Annotated in this window: 17 protein-coding genes; 4 read left to right on the forward strand and 13 right to left on the reverse strand. The window is 65.4% G+C overall.

Annotated features, from left to right (window positions below; genetic code table 11):
* Positions 1–8: 8 nt before the first annotated feature.
* From trpE to rpe, 3 genes are all read right to left on the reverse strand, one after another.
* Positions 9–1,484, reverse strand: a complete 1,476-nt coding sequence (gene trpE / locus AZSP09_RS08825; RefSeq protein WP_152089807.1) for an anthranilate synthase component I — start codon at positions 1,482–1,484, stop codon at positions 9–11.
* Positions 1,485–1,689: 205 nt separating this feature from the next.
* Positions 1,690–2,352, reverse strand: coding sequence for a phosphoglycolate phosphatase (locus AZSP09_RS08830; protein WP_152089808.1), 663 nt, complete (start codon positions 2,350–2,352; stop codon positions 1,690–1,692).
* A gap of 142 nt (positions 2,353–2,494) precedes the next feature.
* On the reverse strand, positions 2,495–3,184 hold the full coding sequence (rpe, locus tag AZSP09_RS08835; protein WP_152089809.1) for a ribulose-phosphate 3-epimerase: 690 nt from the start codon (positions 3,182–3,184) through the stop codon (positions 2,495–2,497).
* Positions 3,185–3,310: 126 nt separating this feature from the next.
* Here rpe and apaG point away from each other — a divergent pair, with 126 nt between their 5' ends.
* Together apaG and AZSP09_RS08845 are read left to right on the forward strand one after the other, a co-directional pair.
* Positions 3,311–3,694, forward strand: coding sequence for a Co2+/Mg2+ efflux protein ApaG (apaG, locus tag AZSP09_RS08840; RefSeq protein ID WP_014235344.1), 384 nt, complete (start codon positions 3,311–3,313; stop codon positions 3,692–3,694).
* Between the two features lie 7 nt (positions 3,695–3,701).
* Positions 3,702–4,295: a class I SAM-dependent methyltransferase gene (locus AZSP09_RS08845; RefSeq protein WP_152089810.1), complete on the forward strand. Its 594-nt coding sequence runs from the start codon at positions 3,702–3,704 to the stop codon at positions 4,293–4,295.
* 9 nt (positions 4,296–4,304) lie between these two features.
* On the opposite strand, the gene AZSP09_RS08850 is transcribed toward AZSP09_RS08845, so the two are convergent.
* Positions 4,305–5,210: a LysR substrate-binding domain-containing protein gene (locus AZSP09_RS08850; protein WP_014235346.1), complete on the reverse strand. Its 906-nt coding sequence runs from the start codon at positions 5,208–5,210 to the stop codon at positions 4,305–4,307.
* Between the two features lie 280 nt (positions 5,211–5,490).
* Here AZSP09_RS08850 and AZSP09_RS19945 point away from each other — a divergent pair, with 280 nt between their 5' ends.
* Positions 5,491–5,634 carry a hypothetical protein gene (locus AZSP09_RS19945; protein ID WP_014235347.1) on the forward strand — a complete coding sequence of 48 codons (144 nt, stop codon included), beginning with the start codon at positions 5,491–5,493 and terminating at the stop codon, positions 5,632–5,634.
* Positions 5,635–5,777: 143 nt separating this feature from the next.
* On the opposite strand, the gene argJ is transcribed toward AZSP09_RS19945, so the two are convergent.
* From argJ to AZSP09_RS08865, 3 genes are all read right to left on the reverse strand, one after another.
* Positions 5,778–7,019 carry a bifunctional glutamate N-acetyltransferase/amino-acid acetyltransferase ArgJ gene (gene argJ / locus AZSP09_RS08855; RefSeq protein WP_152089811.1) on the reverse strand — a complete coding sequence of 414 codons (1,242 nt, stop codon included), beginning with the start codon at positions 7,017–7,019 and terminating at the stop codon, positions 5,778–5,780.
* A 77-nt stretch (positions 7,020–7,096) separates the two neighbouring features.
* Positions 7,097–9,814 carry a preprotein translocase subunit SecA gene (gene secA, locus AZSP09_RS08860; protein ID WP_014235349.1) on the reverse strand — a complete coding sequence of 906 codons (2,718 nt, stop codon included), beginning with the start codon at positions 9,812–9,814 and terminating at the stop codon, positions 7,097–7,099.
* A 122-nt stretch (positions 9,815–9,936) separates the two neighbouring features.
* A complete protein-coding gene (locus AZSP09_RS08865) occupies positions 9,937–10,881 on the reverse strand; it encodes a M23 family metallopeptidase (protein WP_152089812.1) in 945 nt (314 codons plus the stop codon).
* A gap of 23 nt (positions 10,882–10,904) precedes the next feature.
* Between AZSP09_RS08865 and AZSP09_RS08870 the strand changes: the two genes are divergently transcribed.
* Positions 10,905–11,345, forward strand: coding sequence for a DciA family protein (locus tag AZSP09_RS08870; protein ID WP_014235351.1), 441 nt, complete (start codon positions 10,905–10,907; stop codon positions 11,343–11,345).
* Here AZSP09_RS08870 and AZSP09_RS08875 read toward each other — a convergent pair.
* From AZSP09_RS08875 to AZSP09_RS08900, 6 genes are all read right to left on the reverse strand, one after another.
* Positions 11,332–11,520 carry a hypothetical protein gene (locus tag AZSP09_RS08875; RefSeq protein ID WP_014235352.1) on the reverse strand — a complete coding sequence of 63 codons (189 nt, stop codon included), beginning with the start codon at positions 11,518–11,520 and terminating at the stop codon, positions 11,332–11,334. The two genes, AZSP09_RS08870 and AZSP09_RS08875, sit on opposite strands and share 14 nt — an antisense overlap.
* Before the next feature lie 19 nt (positions 11,521–11,539).
* Positions 11,540–12,463 carry a UDP-3-O-acyl-N-acetylglucosamine deacetylase gene (gene lpxC, locus AZSP09_RS08880; RefSeq protein WP_130459170.1) on the reverse strand — a complete coding sequence of 308 codons (924 nt, stop codon included), beginning with the start codon at positions 12,461–12,463 and terminating at the stop codon, positions 11,540–11,542.
* 224 nt (positions 12,464–12,687) lie between these two features.
* Positions 12,688–13,839 carry a cell division protein FtsZ gene (ftsZ, locus tag AZSP09_RS08885; protein WP_014235354.1) on the reverse strand — a complete coding sequence of 384 codons (1,152 nt, stop codon included), beginning with the start codon at positions 13,837–13,839 and terminating at the stop codon, positions 12,688–12,690.
* A gap of 66 nt (positions 13,840–13,905) precedes the next feature.
* Complete coding sequence (gene ftsA, locus AZSP09_RS08890) at positions 13,906–15,135, reverse strand: cell division protein FtsA (RefSeq protein WP_014235355.1); 1,230 nt, start codon at positions 15,133–15,135, stop codon at positions 13,906–13,908.
* A 36-nt stretch (positions 15,136–15,171) separates the two neighbouring features.
* Complete coding sequence (locus AZSP09_RS08895) at positions 15,172–15,906, reverse strand: cell division protein FtsQ/DivIB (protein WP_014235356.1); 735 nt, start codon at positions 15,904–15,906, stop codon at positions 15,172–15,174.
* Positions 15,907–15,921: 15 nt separating this feature from the next.
* Entirely contained in the window at positions 15,922–16,842 is a 921-nt protein-coding gene (locus AZSP09_RS08900) for a D-alanine--D-alanine ligase (RefSeq protein WP_152089813.1), read from the reverse strand.
* Between the last annotated feature and the right edge of the window lie 15 nt (positions 16,843–16,857).

The raw sequence follows: 16,857 nt of genomic DNA on the forward strand, positions 1-16,857 counted from the left end.
CAGCGCCCTCACTCGAAACGGGTATCGAGGCCGTTCTCGGCCATTTCCGCGGCCCGCAGCACGGCCCGGGCCTTGTTCTGGGTTTCCTGCCATTCGGAAGTCGGGTCCGAATCGGCAACGATGCCGGCGCCAGCCTGGACGTGCAGCTGGCCGTCCTTGATCACGGCGGTACGGATGGCGATGGCCAGGTCCATGTCGCCGTTGAAGCCCAGGTAGCCGATGGCACCGCCATAGATGCCGCGCTTCACCGGCTCCAGCTCGTCGATGATTTCCATGGCCCGCACCTTGGGTGCGCCGGAGAGGGTACCGGCAGGGAAGGCCGCCTTCAGCACATCCAGGGCAGAGAGACCGGCCTGGAGCTTGCCTTCCACATTGGAGACGATGTGCATCACGTGGGAATAGCGCTCGATGGTCATGCGCTCGGTCAGCTTCACCGAGCCGGTCTGGGCCACCCGGCCCACGTCGTTGCGCCCCAGGTCCAGCAGCTGCACATGCTCGGCGATCTCCTTCTGGTCCGCCAGCAGATCCTCGGCCAGGGCCGCATCCTCCTCCGGCGTCGCCCCCCGCTTGCGGGTGCCGGCGATGGGCCGCACCGTCACGGTATCGCCTTCCAGACGGGTGAGAATTTCGGGGGAAGCGCCCACCACATGGAAATCCTCGAAGTCGAAGTAATACATGTAGGGCGAAGGATTGAGGGTGCGCAGGGCCCGGTACAGGGACAGGGGGCTGGCGGAGAAGGGTTTGGTCATGCGCTGGGACAGCACCACCTGCATGATGTCGCCTTCGGTGATGTACTCCTTGGCCTTGGCCACGGCCTGCTTGAAGGGCGCCTCGCCGAAGATGGAGACCGCCGGCTGGGAAGTGGCCGGCTTTTCCTCGGGGATGGGCGCCGGGGTGCGCAACTGGGCCAGCAGCTCCTTGAGGCGTGCCCGTGCCTTCTGGAAGGCGCCGGGGAAGCCGGGCTCGGCATAGACCACCAGGGTCAGCTTGCCGGAGAGGTTGTCCACCACGGCGATCTCTTCCGAGAGCAGCAGCAGGATATCCGGCGTACCCAGTTCGTCGTGCTTGGCGCTCTTGGTCAGGCGGGTTTCTACATAGCGCACCGTGTCGTAGCCGAAGCAGCCCACCAGACCGCCGCAGAAGCGGGGCAGGCCGGCGTAGGGGGCGACGCGGAAGCGTTTCTGGTAGCTCTCGATGAACTCCAGGGGATTGGTGTCGTTTTCCCGCTCGGCGATGCGCTGGCCGGTGAGCACCATGACCTGGTGGCCATAGACGGCGATGCGGGTGGGGCTGGCCAGGCCGATGATGGAGTAGCGGCCGAAGCGCTCACCGCCCTGCACCGATTCCAGCAGGTAGGTGTAGGGGCCGTTGGCCAGCTTCAGGTAGATGGAAAGGGGGGTATCGAGATCGGCAAAGGTCTCGAGGGTGACGGGGATACGGTTGTACCCCTGCGCGGCAAGCGCGTTGAATTCAGTTTCGGTCATGGGGACCTCGCAAGTACGACAGGTTGTATTTCAATGCTTGCCCGGGAGTTTGGTCTCAACTCGCCGCCCGGGCCCGGACGGGTAATATCAATAATGGCGCGGCGAGCGCCACCAGCCACGCCAGCCCCAGGCGGCGCGGTTACCCATCAGGAAAGCATTGAACTTGCGGGTCACGGTGAAGTGTCGATTCGGAGTCGGTATCGATTTAAGCGCCGGCCGCCCAACGGGCCGCTGCGACGAGGTCCGATACTAGCGCATCGCAATCGGCGCTGTCTACGGGCCGGCCTTCGTTGTAGCCGTAGGGCACGCAAATCACCGGACAGCCGGCAGCCCGGGCCGACTCGATGTCGTTGAGGGAATCGCCCACGTGCAGGTTGAGGCCCGGCTCGGTAGCCAGCAGAGCGCAGGCATGGAGCAGGGGCTCGGGCCGGGGCTTCTTGAAGGCCAGGGTGTCGCCGGAGATGACCACCGAAAAATACCCGGCCAGGCCCATGCGTTCCAGCAGCGGCGCGGTAAAGGCGGCCGGCTTGTTGGTCACCACTCCCAGGGGCAGACCGAGGGCGCGAAACGCCTCCAGACCTTCCACCACGCCGGGATAGACGGTGCTGGCCCGGCCGTTGATGTCGGCGTAGTGCCGGCGGAAAGCCGCGATGCCGGCCTCCAGCAGGGACGCTTCGGGGGCTGCTGCCCAGGTCAGGCAGCGCTCCACCAGCACCGCCATGCCTTTGCCGACGAAACGGTGGATATCGTCATCCGTGCGGGGCGGCTGGCCCAGTTCGGCCAGCATGGCGTGGCAGGCGGCCGCCAGGTCGGGAATGGAGTCGACCAGGGTGCCGTCCAGGTCGAAGGTGGCGGAACGAAGGGGCATGGCGAATTTCCGGGGCAAGGCGGCGGCAAGGAGATGGATGGGGCGGGCGAGGCTGTCGAAAAGTCACCTCACCGGAGAAGCAATAGGGACGGCAACTCCAGGCATGCCATGCCGGAGATTGGCGTCCCTATTAGCTTGCAGCCTAGGCGCTGGCGAGCTGCTGGCGCAGGGCGGCGATGACCGAATCGTAACGGTTGGGATCGCGGTCCTGGCCGGCGCCGTAGACGGCGGAACCGGCGACAAAGGTGTCGGCCCCGGCCCGGGCGATCTCGGCGATGTTGTCCACCTTCACGCCGCCGTCGATTTCCAGGCGGATCTGGCGACCGCTACGGGCGGTGTAGGCATCGATCCTGGCCCGGGCTTGGCGCAGCTTGTTGAGGGTCTCGGGAATGAACTTCTGGCCGCCGAAGCCCGGGTTCACGCTCATCAGCAGCACCACGTCCAGCTTGTCCATGACGTGATCCATGTAGTGCAGGGGCGTGGCCGGGTTGAAGACCAGGCCGGCCTGACAGCCGCTGTCCCGGATCAGGCCCAGGCTGCGGTCCACGTGCTCGGAGGCTTCCGGGTGGAAGGTGATGATGTTGGCGCCGGCCTTGGCGAAATCGGGAATGATGCGATCCACCGGCTTGACCATCAGATGCACGTCGATGGGCGCCTCGGTGTGGGGACGGATGGCTTCGCAAACCAGGGGGCCGATGGTCAGGTTGGGGACGTAATGGTTGTCCATGACGTCGAAGTGGATCCAGTCGGCCCCGGCGGCGATGACCGAGCGGACCTCCTCCCCCAGCTTGGCGAAATCGGCGGAAAGGATACTGGGAGCGATGAGATGCATGGCGGCGGCCTTGTGGGGGTTGGTGTGACAGAAAGGTGATTTTATCGTGAACCCACGCCGAGGCCGGCTTGTCAGAGTGCACACAGTGATGTGCAATGAGACTTTCCACCCCACAGACCCGAGACCATGGCCGAAAGCAAAAAATACGAAATCGCCGTGACCACCGTGCCCCAGTACCTGGCCGAGCAGTCGGACCCGGACGCGGAGCGCTACGTGTTCGCCTACACCATCACCATCCGCAACATCGGCACCGTGGCCGCCCAGCTGATCTCCCGCCACTGGCTCATCACCGACGCCAACGAGGAGGTCCAGGAGGTGCGGGGCCTCGGCGTGGTGGGGCACCAGCCCCTGCTGCAGCCCGGCGAGAGCTTCGAGTACACCAGCGGCGCCTCCCTCAGCACGCCCGTCGGCACCATGCGCGGCAGCTACCAGATGGTGGCGGAGGACGGCACCCAGTTCGAAGCGGACATTGCCGAGTTCGCCCTGGCCGTTCCCCGGGTACTGCACTGAGACGCCGGTGGGCCTGCAACACAGCTATGCCCTGATCGCCCCGTTCTACGATGCAGCCCTGGCGGCGGCAACCCGGGGAGCCCGTCGCCAAAGCCTGGGCGCCCTGCCCCAGCCCCCGTCGGACGTGCTGCTGCTGGGCATCGGCACCGGCCTGGATATTCCCCACCTGCCCCGCCAGCACCGCTACACCGGGCTGGACCTGACCCCGGCCATGCTGGCCCGGGCCTGCCGCCGCAGCGATGGCCTGGACTTCACGCCGGTCCGCGGCGACGCCCGCCGCCTGCCCTTTGCCGATGCCGCCTTTGACGCCGTGGTGCTGCACCTGATCCTGGCGGTGGTGCCGGAACCCCGCCTCTGCCTGCAGGAAACCGCCCGGGTGCTGCGCCCCGGCGGCACGGCCCTGATTTTCGACAAGTTCCTGCAACCCGGGCAGCGGGCGCCCCTGCGCCGGCTGCTGTCGCCCCTGGTCAGCCGGCTGGCGACCCATCTAGACGTGGTGTTCGAGACCGTGCATGAAAGCGAGCCGGCCCTGCAACTGGAGTCCGACAGGCCGGCCCTGGCGGCCGGCTGGTTCCGCCTGATCCGCCTCCGCCGCCGCTGACGGCCGCTCCTAGCGCACGTGCAGGTAGCTGGGGTTGTCGATCAGGCTGACGGCCTGACACAGGGCTTCCACCGCCTTGGGCCGGGTGAAGCCGACCCGCCAGGCCAGGGCCACCCGCCGCGACGGGGCAGGGGCCTTGAAGGGCACCACGCTGATGAGGTCCGTGGAATAAGGCTTGCAGAGGGCACCGGCCGGCAGTACGGAGAGGCCGAAGCCGGAGGCCACCATGCAGCGGATGGTCTCGATGGAATGGCCCTGCCGCACTTCCGTGTCGGAGCCGCTGATCTGGGGACAGGCGTCCATCACCTGGTCGCGGAAGCAGTTGCCGGCCTTGAGCAACAGGACCTCCTCCGCATCCACCTCGTCCGAGGCAATTTCCTGTTTGTCCTGCCAGGGATGGCCCTGGGGCACCACCACCTTGAACGGCTCGTCGTAAAGGGGCCGCGTCACCACGCCGGGCAGTTCGAAGGGCAGGGCCAGGATGGCCGCATCCACCTCCCCGTGGCGCAGCATGTCGGCCAGGGTGGCGGTCATGTTTTCCTCGATGGCCAGGGGCATGTCCGGGGCGATCTGGCGCAGGGAGACGATCAGTTCGGGCAGGAGGTAGGGGCCGATGGTATGGATCACGCCCAGCTTCAGTCCGCCCTCCAGCTGGTTGCGTCCCCGGTGGGCGATCTGGCGCACCCGGTCGGCCTCTTCCAGGGCCCGGGCCGCCTGGGCCACCACCTGCTCACCCACATCGGTCAGGGTCACCTGGCCCTTGCCCCGCTCGAACAGGATCACGCCCAGGTCCTCCTCCAGGCGCTGGATGGCAACGCTCAAGGTCGGCTGGCTCACGGAGCAGCGTTCCGCCGCCCGGGAAAAGCGGCCCTCCTGCGCCAGGGCGACGATGTAACGCAATTCGGTCAATGTCATGGCTGTCCTCCCAGAACTCAGCACGTTGGTCTTGCCCGGTATGTTCCGGACTATAGGCAACCGCTATGGCGGCAATAGACAAACCCTATATAACCCATTGATTTGTCGCCGCATTATACCCAGCCAGGGATGCCGGACCGGGCTCGTCTGGGCTTTGGTTGACCTAACGCAAAGAGGCCCGACATCCGAGGCGCAACAGCCCACGACAGACAGCGCGACTCAAGTCCGCGCCCCGGCGGCCGTTAAGGAAACATAAGGACAACGGCGACAGACCACGGCCATGGCAGACAACCTGGAACGACTGGAACAATTGATCGAGAGCATCCTGCGCGGCGAGCGGGAAAGCAGCATGACCATCACCCAGCTCATGGAGCGCCTCTCCCAGCCCGTGCAATGCGAACGGCTGCTGGAAGAAATGCACTGACCCAGGCCAGCCCTCGGCCCCGCCCCAACGACCCGCCCCGGCGGGTTTTTTGTTGCCTGTCGCTGACCGCCGAAGCCCCCGCAGGCCCATAAAAAAAACCCGCCGTGAAGGGCGGGTTTCTTCGATGCAGCTACAGTTGGCGTTCAGCTGCGGTAGTCGGCGTTGATCTTGACGTAGTCGTAGGAGAAATCGCAGGAGTAGATGCAGCCCTGGGCGGCGCCCCGGGCCAGATCCACCCGCACGGTGATCTCGGCATTCTTCATGATGCGGGAGCCGTCCTCTTCCTTGTAGGCGGCAGCCCGGCCGCCCTTTTCCGCCACCAGCACGGCATCGCTGCCGCTGGCCAGCCAGACGCGGATCTGACCCACGTCCAGGTCGGTGATGCCGGCATAGCCGATGGCTGCCAGGATGCGGCCCAGGTTGGGGTCGGAGGCGAAGAAGGCGGTTTTCACCAGGGGCGAATGGCCGATGGCATAGCCCACCTTGCGGCACTCTTCCAGGTCCTTGCCGCCTTCCACTGCCACGGTGATGAACTTGGTGGCACCTTCGCCGTCGCGCACGATGGCCTGGGCCAGCTCGATGGAAACGGCGACGATGGCCGCCTTCAGGGGCGCCCAGGCGGGATCGGCGCCATCCTTGATGCGCAGGCCGCTCTGGCCGGTGGCCATGACGATGAAGGAATCGTTGGTGGAAGTGTCGCCATCCACGGTGATGCAGTTGAAGGACTGGTCCGCCGCCTCCTTGGCCACCTGCTCCAGCAGATGCTGGGGAATGCCCGCATCGGTGGCGAGGAAGCCCAGCATGGTGGCCATGTTGGGCTTGATCATGCCGGCGCCCTTGGAGATGCCGGTGATGGTGACGCTCTTGCCGCCGATCTCGACCTTGCGGGAGGCGGCCTTGGCCACGGTGTCCGTGGTCATGATGCCGTGGGCTGCCGCATGCCAGTTGTCGGCCTTGAGGTCGGCGATGGCGGCGGGCAGGCCGGCCTGCAGACGATCGACGGGCAGGGGCTCGAGAATGACGCCGGTGGAGAACGGCAGGATCTGGCGATCCTCATCCAGCCCGAGCAGGCCGGCCAGGGTGGCGCAGGTCTGCATGGCCGCCTGCAGGCCGGTCTCGCCGGTACCCGCATTGGCGATGCCGGTATTGATCACCAGGGCCCGGATTTCCGACTCGCCGGCCAGATGCTTGCGGCACACCTGCACCGGGGCTGCACAGAAGCGGTTCTGGGTGAACACGCCGGCCACGGTGGAACCGGGGTCCAGGGCGATCACGGTCAGGTCGCGCCGATTGGCCTTGCGGATACCGGCTTCGGCAGTGCCGAGGCGGACACCGGCAACGGGGAACAGGGCTTCGGGGGCAGGCGTGGCGTAATTGACGGGCATGAATCTCTCACCGCAGGGGATAAAAGAAAACGCAGAGGGTAGCAGCTCGCTCCCTCTGCGTCAGTTCAGTTTTTATTTCAGTTGAGCTTGCCGTGGCAGTGCTTGTACTTCTTGCCGCTGCCGCAGGGGCAAGGATCGTTGCGCCCCACCTTGGGACCGGCCTGGGCCGGCTGCTGGCCTGCTTCCTCGCCCTCGCCGTCCGCGGTGCCCAGCACCTCGTCGTAGTCGGCATGGTGGTATTGCACGTTTTCCACCCCGGGCTGTTCCACTTCGCTCACGTCCTCGGGCGAACGGACCTGGACGGTGAGGAGCAGCTTGGAAACCTCGTTGCGGATACTGTTGAGCAGGCCCTCGAACAGTTCAAAGGCCTCCCGCTTGTATTCCTGCTTGGGATTCTTCTGGGCGTAGCCGCGCAGGTGGATGCCCTGGCGCAGATGGTCGAGGGCGGCCAAGTGCTCGCGCCAGTGGCTGTCCAGGCTCTGCAGCATGACGTCCCGCTCGAACTTGCGGAAGACGGAAGGATCGGAAACCAGGGCCACCTTGTCGGCATAGGCCTGGTCGGCGGCGGCGATCACCCGGTGCAACAGGTCCTCGACGGAGAGGGTGGTGTCGGCCTGCACCCATTCGGCCACCGGCAGGGTGAGCAGGAACTCGGCTTCCAAAGCCTTTTCCAGCCCGGGCAGGTCCCATTGCTCCTCGACGCTGTCCGGCGGCACATAGAGGTGGAACAGATCGGCCACCACCCCCTGGCGCATGGCCTGGATGGTTTCGGAAATGTCGTCCACTTCCAGCAGGTCGTTGCGCTGGGCGTAAATCACCTTGCGCTGGTCGTTGGCCACGTCGTCGTATTCCAGCAACTGCTTGCGCATGTCGAAGTTGCGGGCCTCCACCTTGCGCTGGGCGGATTCCAGGGAGCGGGTCACCAGGGGATGCTCGATGGCCTCGCCCTCGGGCATCTTCAGGCGCTCCATGATGGCCTTGAGGCGGTCGCCGGCGAAGATGCGCAGCAGCGGGTCGTCCAGGGACAGGTAGAAGCGGGAGGAACCCGGATCGCCCTGACGGCCGGCCCGGCCCCGCAGCTGGTTGTCGATGCGGCGGGACTCGTGGCGCTCGGAACCGATGATGTGCAGGCCGCCGGCGGCCAGCACCTGGTCGTGCACCGGCTGCCATTCGGCCTTGAGGGCGGCGATCCTGGCTTCCTTGGCGGCATCATCCAGGGACTCGTCGAGGCGGACGGCATCGATCTGCTTCTCGATGCTGCCGCCGAGGACGATGTCCGTACCGCGGCCGGCCATGTTGGTGGCGATGGTGATCATGCCGGGACGGCCTGCCTGGGCCACGATCTCGGCCTCCTTGCCGTGCTGCTTGGCGTTGAGCACCTGGTGCGGCAGCTTTTCCTGGTCCAGCAGGCGGGACAGCAGCTCGGAGTTTTCGATGGAGGTGGTGCCCACCAGCACGGGCTGGCCCCGCTGGTGGCAGTCCAGGATGTCCGCCTTCATGGCCGCGAACTTCTCGGCGGCGGTGCGGAACACCTGGTCGTTGTGGTCCTTGCGCTGGGCCGGGCGGTGGGTCGGGATCACCACGGTTTCCAGACCGTAGATTTCCATGAACTCGTAGGCTTCGGTATCGGCCGTACCGGTCATGCCGGCCAGCTTGCCGTACATGCGGAAGTAGTTCTGGAAAGTGATCGACGCCAGGGTCTGGTTTTCGTTCTGGATGCGCACGCCTTCCTTGGCTTCCACCGACTGGTGCAGACCTTCGGACCAGCGGCGGCCGGGCATCAGGCGGCCGGTGAACTCGTCCACGATGATGATCTCGCCGTTCTGCACCACGTACTGCTGATCCTTGTGGAACAGGTTGTGGGCCCGCAGGGCGGCATTGAGGTGGTGCACCAGGATGATGTTGGCGGCTTCGTAGAGGCTGCGCCCCTCTTCCAGCAGGCCGACGCGAGCGAGGATTTCCTCGGCATGTTCGTGGCCCTGCTCGGACATGTGCACCTGGTGGCCCTTTTCGTCCACCCAGTAGTCGCCTTCGGAGTTTTCGTCGGCGGCCCGGGTCAGCAGGGGCACCACCTGGTTCATGCGCTGGTACAGCTCGGTGTGGTCCTCGGCCTGGCCGGAGATGATCAGGGGAGTACGGGCCTCGTCGATGAGGATGGAGTCCACCTCGTCCACGATGGCGAAATTGAGACCCCGCTGCACCCGCTCGCCGGCCGCATAGACCATGTTGTCGCGCAGGTAGTCGAAGCCGAATTCATTGTTGGTGCCGTAGGTGATGTCGGCAGCGTAGGCGGCCTGCTTCTGCTCGTGGGGCATCTGGGACAGATTGACCCCGACGGACAGCCCCAGGAAACGGTGCAGCCGGCCCATCCACTCGGCGTCGCGCTGGGCCAGGTAGTCGTTTACGGTAATGACGTGCACGCCCTTGCCGGAAATGGCATTGAGATAGGACGGCAGGGTGGCCACCAGGGTCTTGCCTTCGCCGGTGCGCATTTCGGCGATCTTGCCGTAGTGCAGCACCATGCCGCCGATCATCTGCACGTCGAAGTGCCGCATGCCCAGGACGCGCTTGCCGGCCTCCCGCACCACGGCGAAAGCTTCCGGCAGCAGGTCGTCCAGGGTTTCCCCCTGGGCGTAGCGCTGGCGGAACTCGTCGGTCTTGCCGCGCAGGGCATCGTCGGACAAGGCGCTGATGGCGGCCTCGAACCCGTTGATTTTCTGGACGATCTGGGAATATTGCTTGATCAGCCGATCATTGCGGCTGCCGAAGATTTTCTTGAGGAGTCCGGGGATCATCGTGAGAGACGCTTAGGCGTCCGTTAGCGGGAAAGGGGCGATTCTACCACGCTAAGGAAGGCCGCCAATTTGGGGAAAATCAAAGGAAACGGGACGAAGGACTCGTCCCGCCGGGGATGCAACTAGCGACGGGACGCCACCTGGGTACCCTGCTGCAGGAAGCGGGCCGGATTCTGGGCCACGCCCTGGAAGCGCACCTCGAAATGCAGATGGGGGCCGGTGGAGCGGCCGGTATTGCCGGTGGCGGCAATCAGCTGGCCACGCTTGACCAGCTGGCCGACCCGCACGTTGATCTTGGAGAGATGGGCGTAGCGGGTGGAAAAGCCGTTGCCGTGATCGATCTCGATCAGGTTGCCGTACTGGGGATGCATGCTGCCCTCCACCACCACACCGCCGGCGGCGGAAACCACGGGCGTACCGACTTCGGCGGAGAAATCCACGCCTTCGTGCATGGCATTGACCCCGGCGATGGGATCGGAGCGCACCCCGAACCCGGAGCCGATGCCGGCGCCCTGGATCGGCAAGGTGGTCGGCAGCAGCACCTTCTTGATGCGCTGGTCCATCAGCTGGTTTTCCAGAACACGCATGAAATCGACGCGCTGATCCACCAGCGCAGCCATGCGGTCCAGTTCCCGATGCAGTTCGTCCGAGGACTTGATGGAGGTGTCGCGAAGGGAAGTGGGCAGCAGGGGACCGCCCTGACCGCCGCCCTTGGCCACCGGCAACAACTGCCCCTTGTCTGCCGGCTTCATGCCTGCCAGCACGGAAAGGCGCTCGCCCATGGAATCCAGGTGCAGTAGCTGCGCCTGCATCTCGCCCAGGCGGCCGGCCATGACATTCAGGTTTTCCCGCATGAACTCCTGGGTTTTCTGGTTTTCCTGGCGCTGTGCTGCCAGTACCAGATCCTGTACCAGGGGCAGGCGGAAGTGTACGGTGAGCCAGGAAAAGGCCATGGCGGCCAGCAACACCAGCACCATGAAGCCAGCCCCGAGGGAAAGGATCACCTTGGGGGTCAGGCTGACGGTCTTGGTGGTTGCCAGGCGGTCAGACACCAGAATAATATGCACGATGCTTCTCCTCGAAGTGATCCATGCACGAACCAGTTGAAAATTATCTTGGCAGAGCGGACGGAGCGGCCTCGGTCCTGGCCCATGCCCGACTCTTGATGCGCGCCCAGCGCGCCTACGACAGCTTTGCTCCGGGCCCGCTGGCGCGCTCGAGCAGTGTCGCGAATATCAAGTTGGGGAATGTCGTTATCCACGCCGATAACGGCGCGGTCGCTGCCAAATTGCGTCAGATGGCGCAAAGTTTGGCCGGCGAATTCTTGAAAAGGGGCTTTGAGTGTAACGGCGTGACCATCAAAGTGCAAGCACGCCCCCCCGCCGTGGCGCTCCCCTCTTCCACCCTCAAACCCCTGTCGGCAAGCACCGGCAACGAGCTCAAACAGCTGGCTGCCCAGTTGCCGGATGACTCCCCCCTGAAACGCGGCCTGGAAGGATTCCTGGCCCGGGCGGCGATCAAAGCGGAATGACGGCCACCCGCTCCAGCACCAGGAGCGCGAATATCAGCAGGGCCAACATCAGGGAATAGCGGAAGACCCGCCAGGAGAAATTCAGGTATCTGGCCTGGCGGGTAAACACATAGGCCACCACGCCCGCGGCCACGGCGATGACCGTGAGGACGGCCAGGATGCGCAGGAGGAACAAGGCGGCCTCCCGCGCCGGCTCAGGCTGCCTGGACCGGCAGTTCCAGCCAGCGGGCGACGCCTGCCGGAGCCTGGGACTGGTCTTCGAAAGTGGCCCACTCCCAGGACTCGCGCTCCTGCAGCAGCTGGCGGGCCAGCATGTTGTTCAGGGCATGACCCGACTTGTGGGCGGTGAAGGCTGCCAGCAGGGGATGGCCCAGCAGGTAGAGGTCGCCCACCGCATCCAGCACCTTGTGTTTGACGAACTCGTCGCCATAACGCAGGCCGTCGCTGTTGAGCACCCGGTATTCGTCGAGAACGATGGCGTTCTCCAGGCCGCCCCCCAGGGCCAGGCCGTTTTCCCGCAGCATCTCCACATCCTGCATGAAGCCGAAGGTACGGGCCCGGGCCACTTCCCGGGTGTAGGACTGCTCGGCGAAGTCGACGCTGACGGACTGGGCCGACTTGTCGATGGCCGGGTGGTTGAAAATGATGGAGAAGGTCAGCTTGTAGCCGTCGTAAGGCTCGAAGCGGGCCCACTTGTCGCCGTCCCGCACCTCGATGGGGCGCGTGACGCGGATGAATTTCTTGGCTGCCGGCTGCTCTTCGATGCCGGCCGACTGGATAAGAAAGACGAAAGGTGCGGCGGAACCGTCGAGGATCGGCACTTCGGCCGCATCCAGGTCCACGTAGGCATTGTCGATGCCCAGGCCGGCGAAGGCCGACATCAGGTGTTCCACCGTCCCCACCTTGACCCCATCCACCTCCAGGCAGGAACACATGCGCGTATCACCCACCAGCAGGGCGTCGGCACGGATTTCCACGGGCTGGGGCAGATCCACGCGACGGAAGACGATGCCGGTATCGGGCGCGGCAGGACGCAGGGCCATGGTGACCTTGACGCCACTGTGCAGACCGACGCCGGAGGCGCGGATCAGGGATTTGAGGGTACGTTGTTTCAACATGTCGGCAATCGTTTTTCCGCTTCAAAATCAAAGCGAAGACGGAACAAGGGGGGAGCCCGCATTCTAGCACGAAGGCGGGCTCCCCCTTAAGGAGGCGTTTTGTTACAACACGTTACCGCAGGTCTGGGCGACCGCCAGACGCCGGTCACCCCGGCGGGAGGCAGCGCCGTCCGCTTGCCCGTCAGACGGGCAGGCAAAGACGCCCGGCCGGTCGCCCCCGACCCTTAGTCCGCCTGCTTGCGCAGGAAGGCCGGGATGTCGTAACGATCGACGCCGCTGTTGGCCAGGGCTTCGACGGTGGCGTTGCGGCCCTTGCGGATAACGGCAGGCACGGCGTCCAGCTGGCCGTAGTCGATGGCCATGGGAGCGTCGTCGGTACCGGTACGCACGGCGGTGTTGATCACCTCGAAGGACTGGCGGCGGGCTTCCGCCTTGCCCAGGCCGGTGGCGACCACGGTGACGCGCAGCTGCTCGCCCATGGCTTCGTCGAACACGGCGCCGAAGATGATGTGGGCGTCCTCGGCGGCGAATTCCTTGATGGTCTTCATCACCTCGTTCACTTCCTTCATCTTCAGGCTGCGGGAGGCGGTGATGTTCACCAGCACACCGCGGGCACCGGACAGGTTGATGCCTTCCAGCAGGGGGGAAGCCACGGCCTGTTCGGCAGCGATGCGGGCCCGGTCCACGCCGGAAGCGTAGGCGGAGCCCATCATGGCCATGCCCATTTCGCCCATGACGGTGCGCACGTCTTCAAAGTCCACGTTCACCAGACCGGGGAGATTGATGATTTCGGCGATACCGCCCACGGCATTGCGCAGGACGTTGTCGGCAGCCTTGAAAGCCTCTTCCATGGACACATCGTCGCCCAGGACTTCCATCAGCTTGTCGTTGAGGATCACCACCAGGGAATCGACGTGCTTCTGCAGCTCGGCGATGCCGGCCTCGGCGGCCTTCAGGCGCTTGCCTTCGAAGCCGAAGGGCTTGGTCACCACGGCCACGGTGAGGATGCCCATTTCCTTGGCCACTTCCGCCACGATGGGAGCGGCGCCGGTACCGGTGCCGCCGCCCATGCCGGCGGTGATGAAGACCATGTTGGCGCCCTTCAGCTGCTCGGCGATACGCTCCCGCTCTTCCAGGGCGGCGGCGCGGCCGGCTTCCGGCTTGGCGCCGGCACCGAGGCCGGAGGCACCGAGCTGCATCTTGTCGGCTGCCATGTTGCGGCTCAGGGCCTGGGCATCGGTGTTGGCGGCGACGAACTGCACGCCGTTCACCCCTTCACGGATCATGTGATCCACGGCATTGCCGCCGGCACCGCCGACGCCAACCACCTTGATCACGGTTCCGCTCGATTCTTCTTTATCAATAATTTCAAACATGGATCGCCTCCTTCAATTAACCACATTCAAACTTGCGTTGAACAAAACAGCTTGCATAGAAACTTTTTAGAAATTCTTCTCGAACCAGGACTTCATGCTGGAAAACACCTGCTTGACGCTGCGCGTCTCCTGCACCTTCAGACCCCGCTTGCGCTGGGTCTGGGCCTCGATCAGCAGGCCGAAGGCAGTGGAGAAGCGCGGGCTCTGCACCACATCCGCGAGGGCGCCGGCGTACTTGGGCACACCCAGGCGCACCGGCATGTGGAATATTTCTTCGCCCAGCTCGATCATGCCGGGCATCACCGAAGCGCCGCCGGTGAGGACGATGCCGGAAGACAGCACCTCGTCGAAGCCGGAACGGCGCAGCTCGGCCTGAATCAGTTCGAACAGCTCCTCCACCCGTGGCTGGATCACGTCGGCCAGGGCGCGGCGGGAGAGCTTGCGACTGGGGCGGTCGTCCACCCCTGCCACCTCCAGCACCTCTTCCGGGTCGGCCAGCTGGGACAGGGCGCAGCCGTACTTGCGCTTGATGTCCTCCGCCTCCCGGGTGGGGGTGCGCAGGGCCATGGCGATGTCGTTGGTGACCTGATCGCCGGCGATGGGGATGACCGAGGTGTGGCGGATGGCGCCCTGGGTCCACACGGCGATGTCGGTGGTGCCGCCGCCGATATCCACCAGGCACACGCCCAGGTCCTTCTCGTCCTCGGAGAGCACTGCGAAGCTGGAGGCCAGGGGCTGCAGCACCAGGTCGTTCACCTCCAGGCCGCAGCGGCGCACGCACTTGACGATGTTCTGGGCGGCGGAGACGGCGCCGGTGACGATGTGCACCTTCACTTCGAGGCGGAAGCCGCTCATGCCGATGGGCTCGCGGATGCCGTCCTGGTCGTCGATGATGAATTCCTGGGTCAGGATGTGCAGGATCTCCTGGTCGGCCGGGATGGGCATGGCGCGGGCGGTCTCGATCACCCGGTCCAGGTCCATGGTGTTCACTTCCTTGTCCTTGATGGCCACCATGCCGTTGGAGTTGAAGCTCTTGATGTGGCTGCCGGCGATGCCCGTATAGACGTTGGCCACCTTGCAGTCGGCCATCAGCTCCACCTCCTGGATCACCCGGGAAATGGCACTGACGGTCTCCTCGATGTTGACCACGACGCCTTTTTTCAGCCCCTTGGAATCCTGGCTGCCCATGCCGATGACGTTGAGACGCCCCTCCGGGGTGATCTCCGCCACCAGCGCCACGATCTTCGAGGTGCCGATGTCCAGGCCGACGACCAGTTCCTTGCTATCCCTGCTCATGATGTTCCTTTGCCTTCGCTACTTTTTGCATTGCACTCATTTCCCCGCGGCCGCCAGTCGCAGGGCGAAACCGTTGGGGTACCGCAAATCCACCACCTGGGGCCGGGGCGTGCGCTCCGCCAGCACCGTGTGATAAATCTCGATGAAACGTGACAGGCGCTGGCCCACCGGCGCCTTGGGCTGCTCCCGCCCCAGCTCCAGCACCATGCCGTCGTCCAGCTTCAGCTGCCAGGCCAGCCGGGGCGACAGCACCAGCTGCAGCGGCTGCCGCCCGGTGGGCTGCAACTGCCGGGAAAACTCGTCGAAACGGCGCAGCACGTCCGGAGCCGTGCCGATGGGGCCGTTCAGCTGGGGCAGCCCCTCCCCCCGGGACTGAGGCAGGCTGGCGGCGAACACTTCGCCGTAGGTATTCACCAGCTGGCCGCTGCCCTCGCCCCAGCGCGCCGCCGGACGATGCTCCTCGACCCGCACTTCCAGGCGGGAAGGCCAGGCCCGGCGCACCTCCGCCTTGCGCACCCAGGGCAGCTTTTCCAGGGCGGTACGCAGGGCATCCAGATTGACGCTGAAGAAGTTGCCCCGCACCAGACCGGACAGGGCCCGCTCCACTTCGCCCCGCTGCACTTCGCGCAGTTCCTGGGCGAACACCACTTCCTTGAGGGGGAACAGGGGCAGGCGGGCGGCGCCCAGGCCCAGCGCCACGAGCAAAGCCGCCGCGCCCGCTGCAAGCAGCAGGTCGGCTACGGCCGTCATGAGCTGGGGCTTGTGCCACATGTCGCCTCGCTGTCCTTAGCCCAGGGTGGCGAGGGCCAGGACCCTCAGCACCAGCTGTTCGTAATCCATGCCCGCCACCCGCGCCGCCATGGGCACCAGGGAGTGGTCGGTCATGCCAGGGGAGGTATTCACCTCCAGGTAGTAGTGGTTGCCGGCCTCGTCCATGAGGAAGTCCACCCGGCCCCAGCCGCGGCCGCCGATGGCCCGGAAAGCCTTCAGGGCGCCGGCCTGGATCTCGGCCTCCTTCTCGGCGGAAAGGCCGCAGGGGCACAGGTAGCGGGTGTCGTCCCGCAGGTACTTGGCTTCGTAGTCGTAGAACTCGTTGGCCGGCTCGATCTTGATGATGGGCAGGGCCCGCATGTCGTCGCCCTGGCCGATGATGGCCACGGTGTATTCGCCGCCGGTAATGCCCTGCTCCACCAGCACCAATTTGTCGTGCTCGGCGGCGGCGACGTAGGCGGCCTGCAGGCCGCCCTCGGTCTTGACCTTGGAAATACCGATGGAGGAACCCTCGCAGGCCGGCTTGACGAACAGGGGCAGACCCAGCTCCTCTTCCACCTCGGCGAAATCGCTGTGCTCGTTCACCAGGGCATAGGCCGGCACCGGCAGGCCCACGGCCTGCCACATCAGCTTGGTGCGCCACTTGTCCATGCCCAGGGCGGAGGCCAGAACGCCGCTGCCGGTATAGGGGATGCCCATCAGCTCCAGGGCGCCCTGGATGGTGCCGTCTTCGCCGAAGCGGCCGTGCAGGGCGATGAAGGCCCGGTCGAAGCCCTTCAGCTCGTCCAGGGAACGTTCCGCCGGATCGAAGGCGTGGGCGTCCACGCCCTGGTGCTGCAGGGCAGCCAGCACGCGGGAGCCGCTGTTGAGGGAAACGGCCCGCTCGGCAGACTTGCCGCCGAAGAGAACCGCCACTTTGCCGAAATCCTTGTTCATTGCTTTCTCACACAC

The organism is Azospira sp. I09 (assembly GCF_009177135.1).
GTDB lineage: Bacteria > Pseudomonadota > Gammaproteobacteria > Burkholderiales > Rhodocyclaceae > Azospira > Azospira oryzae.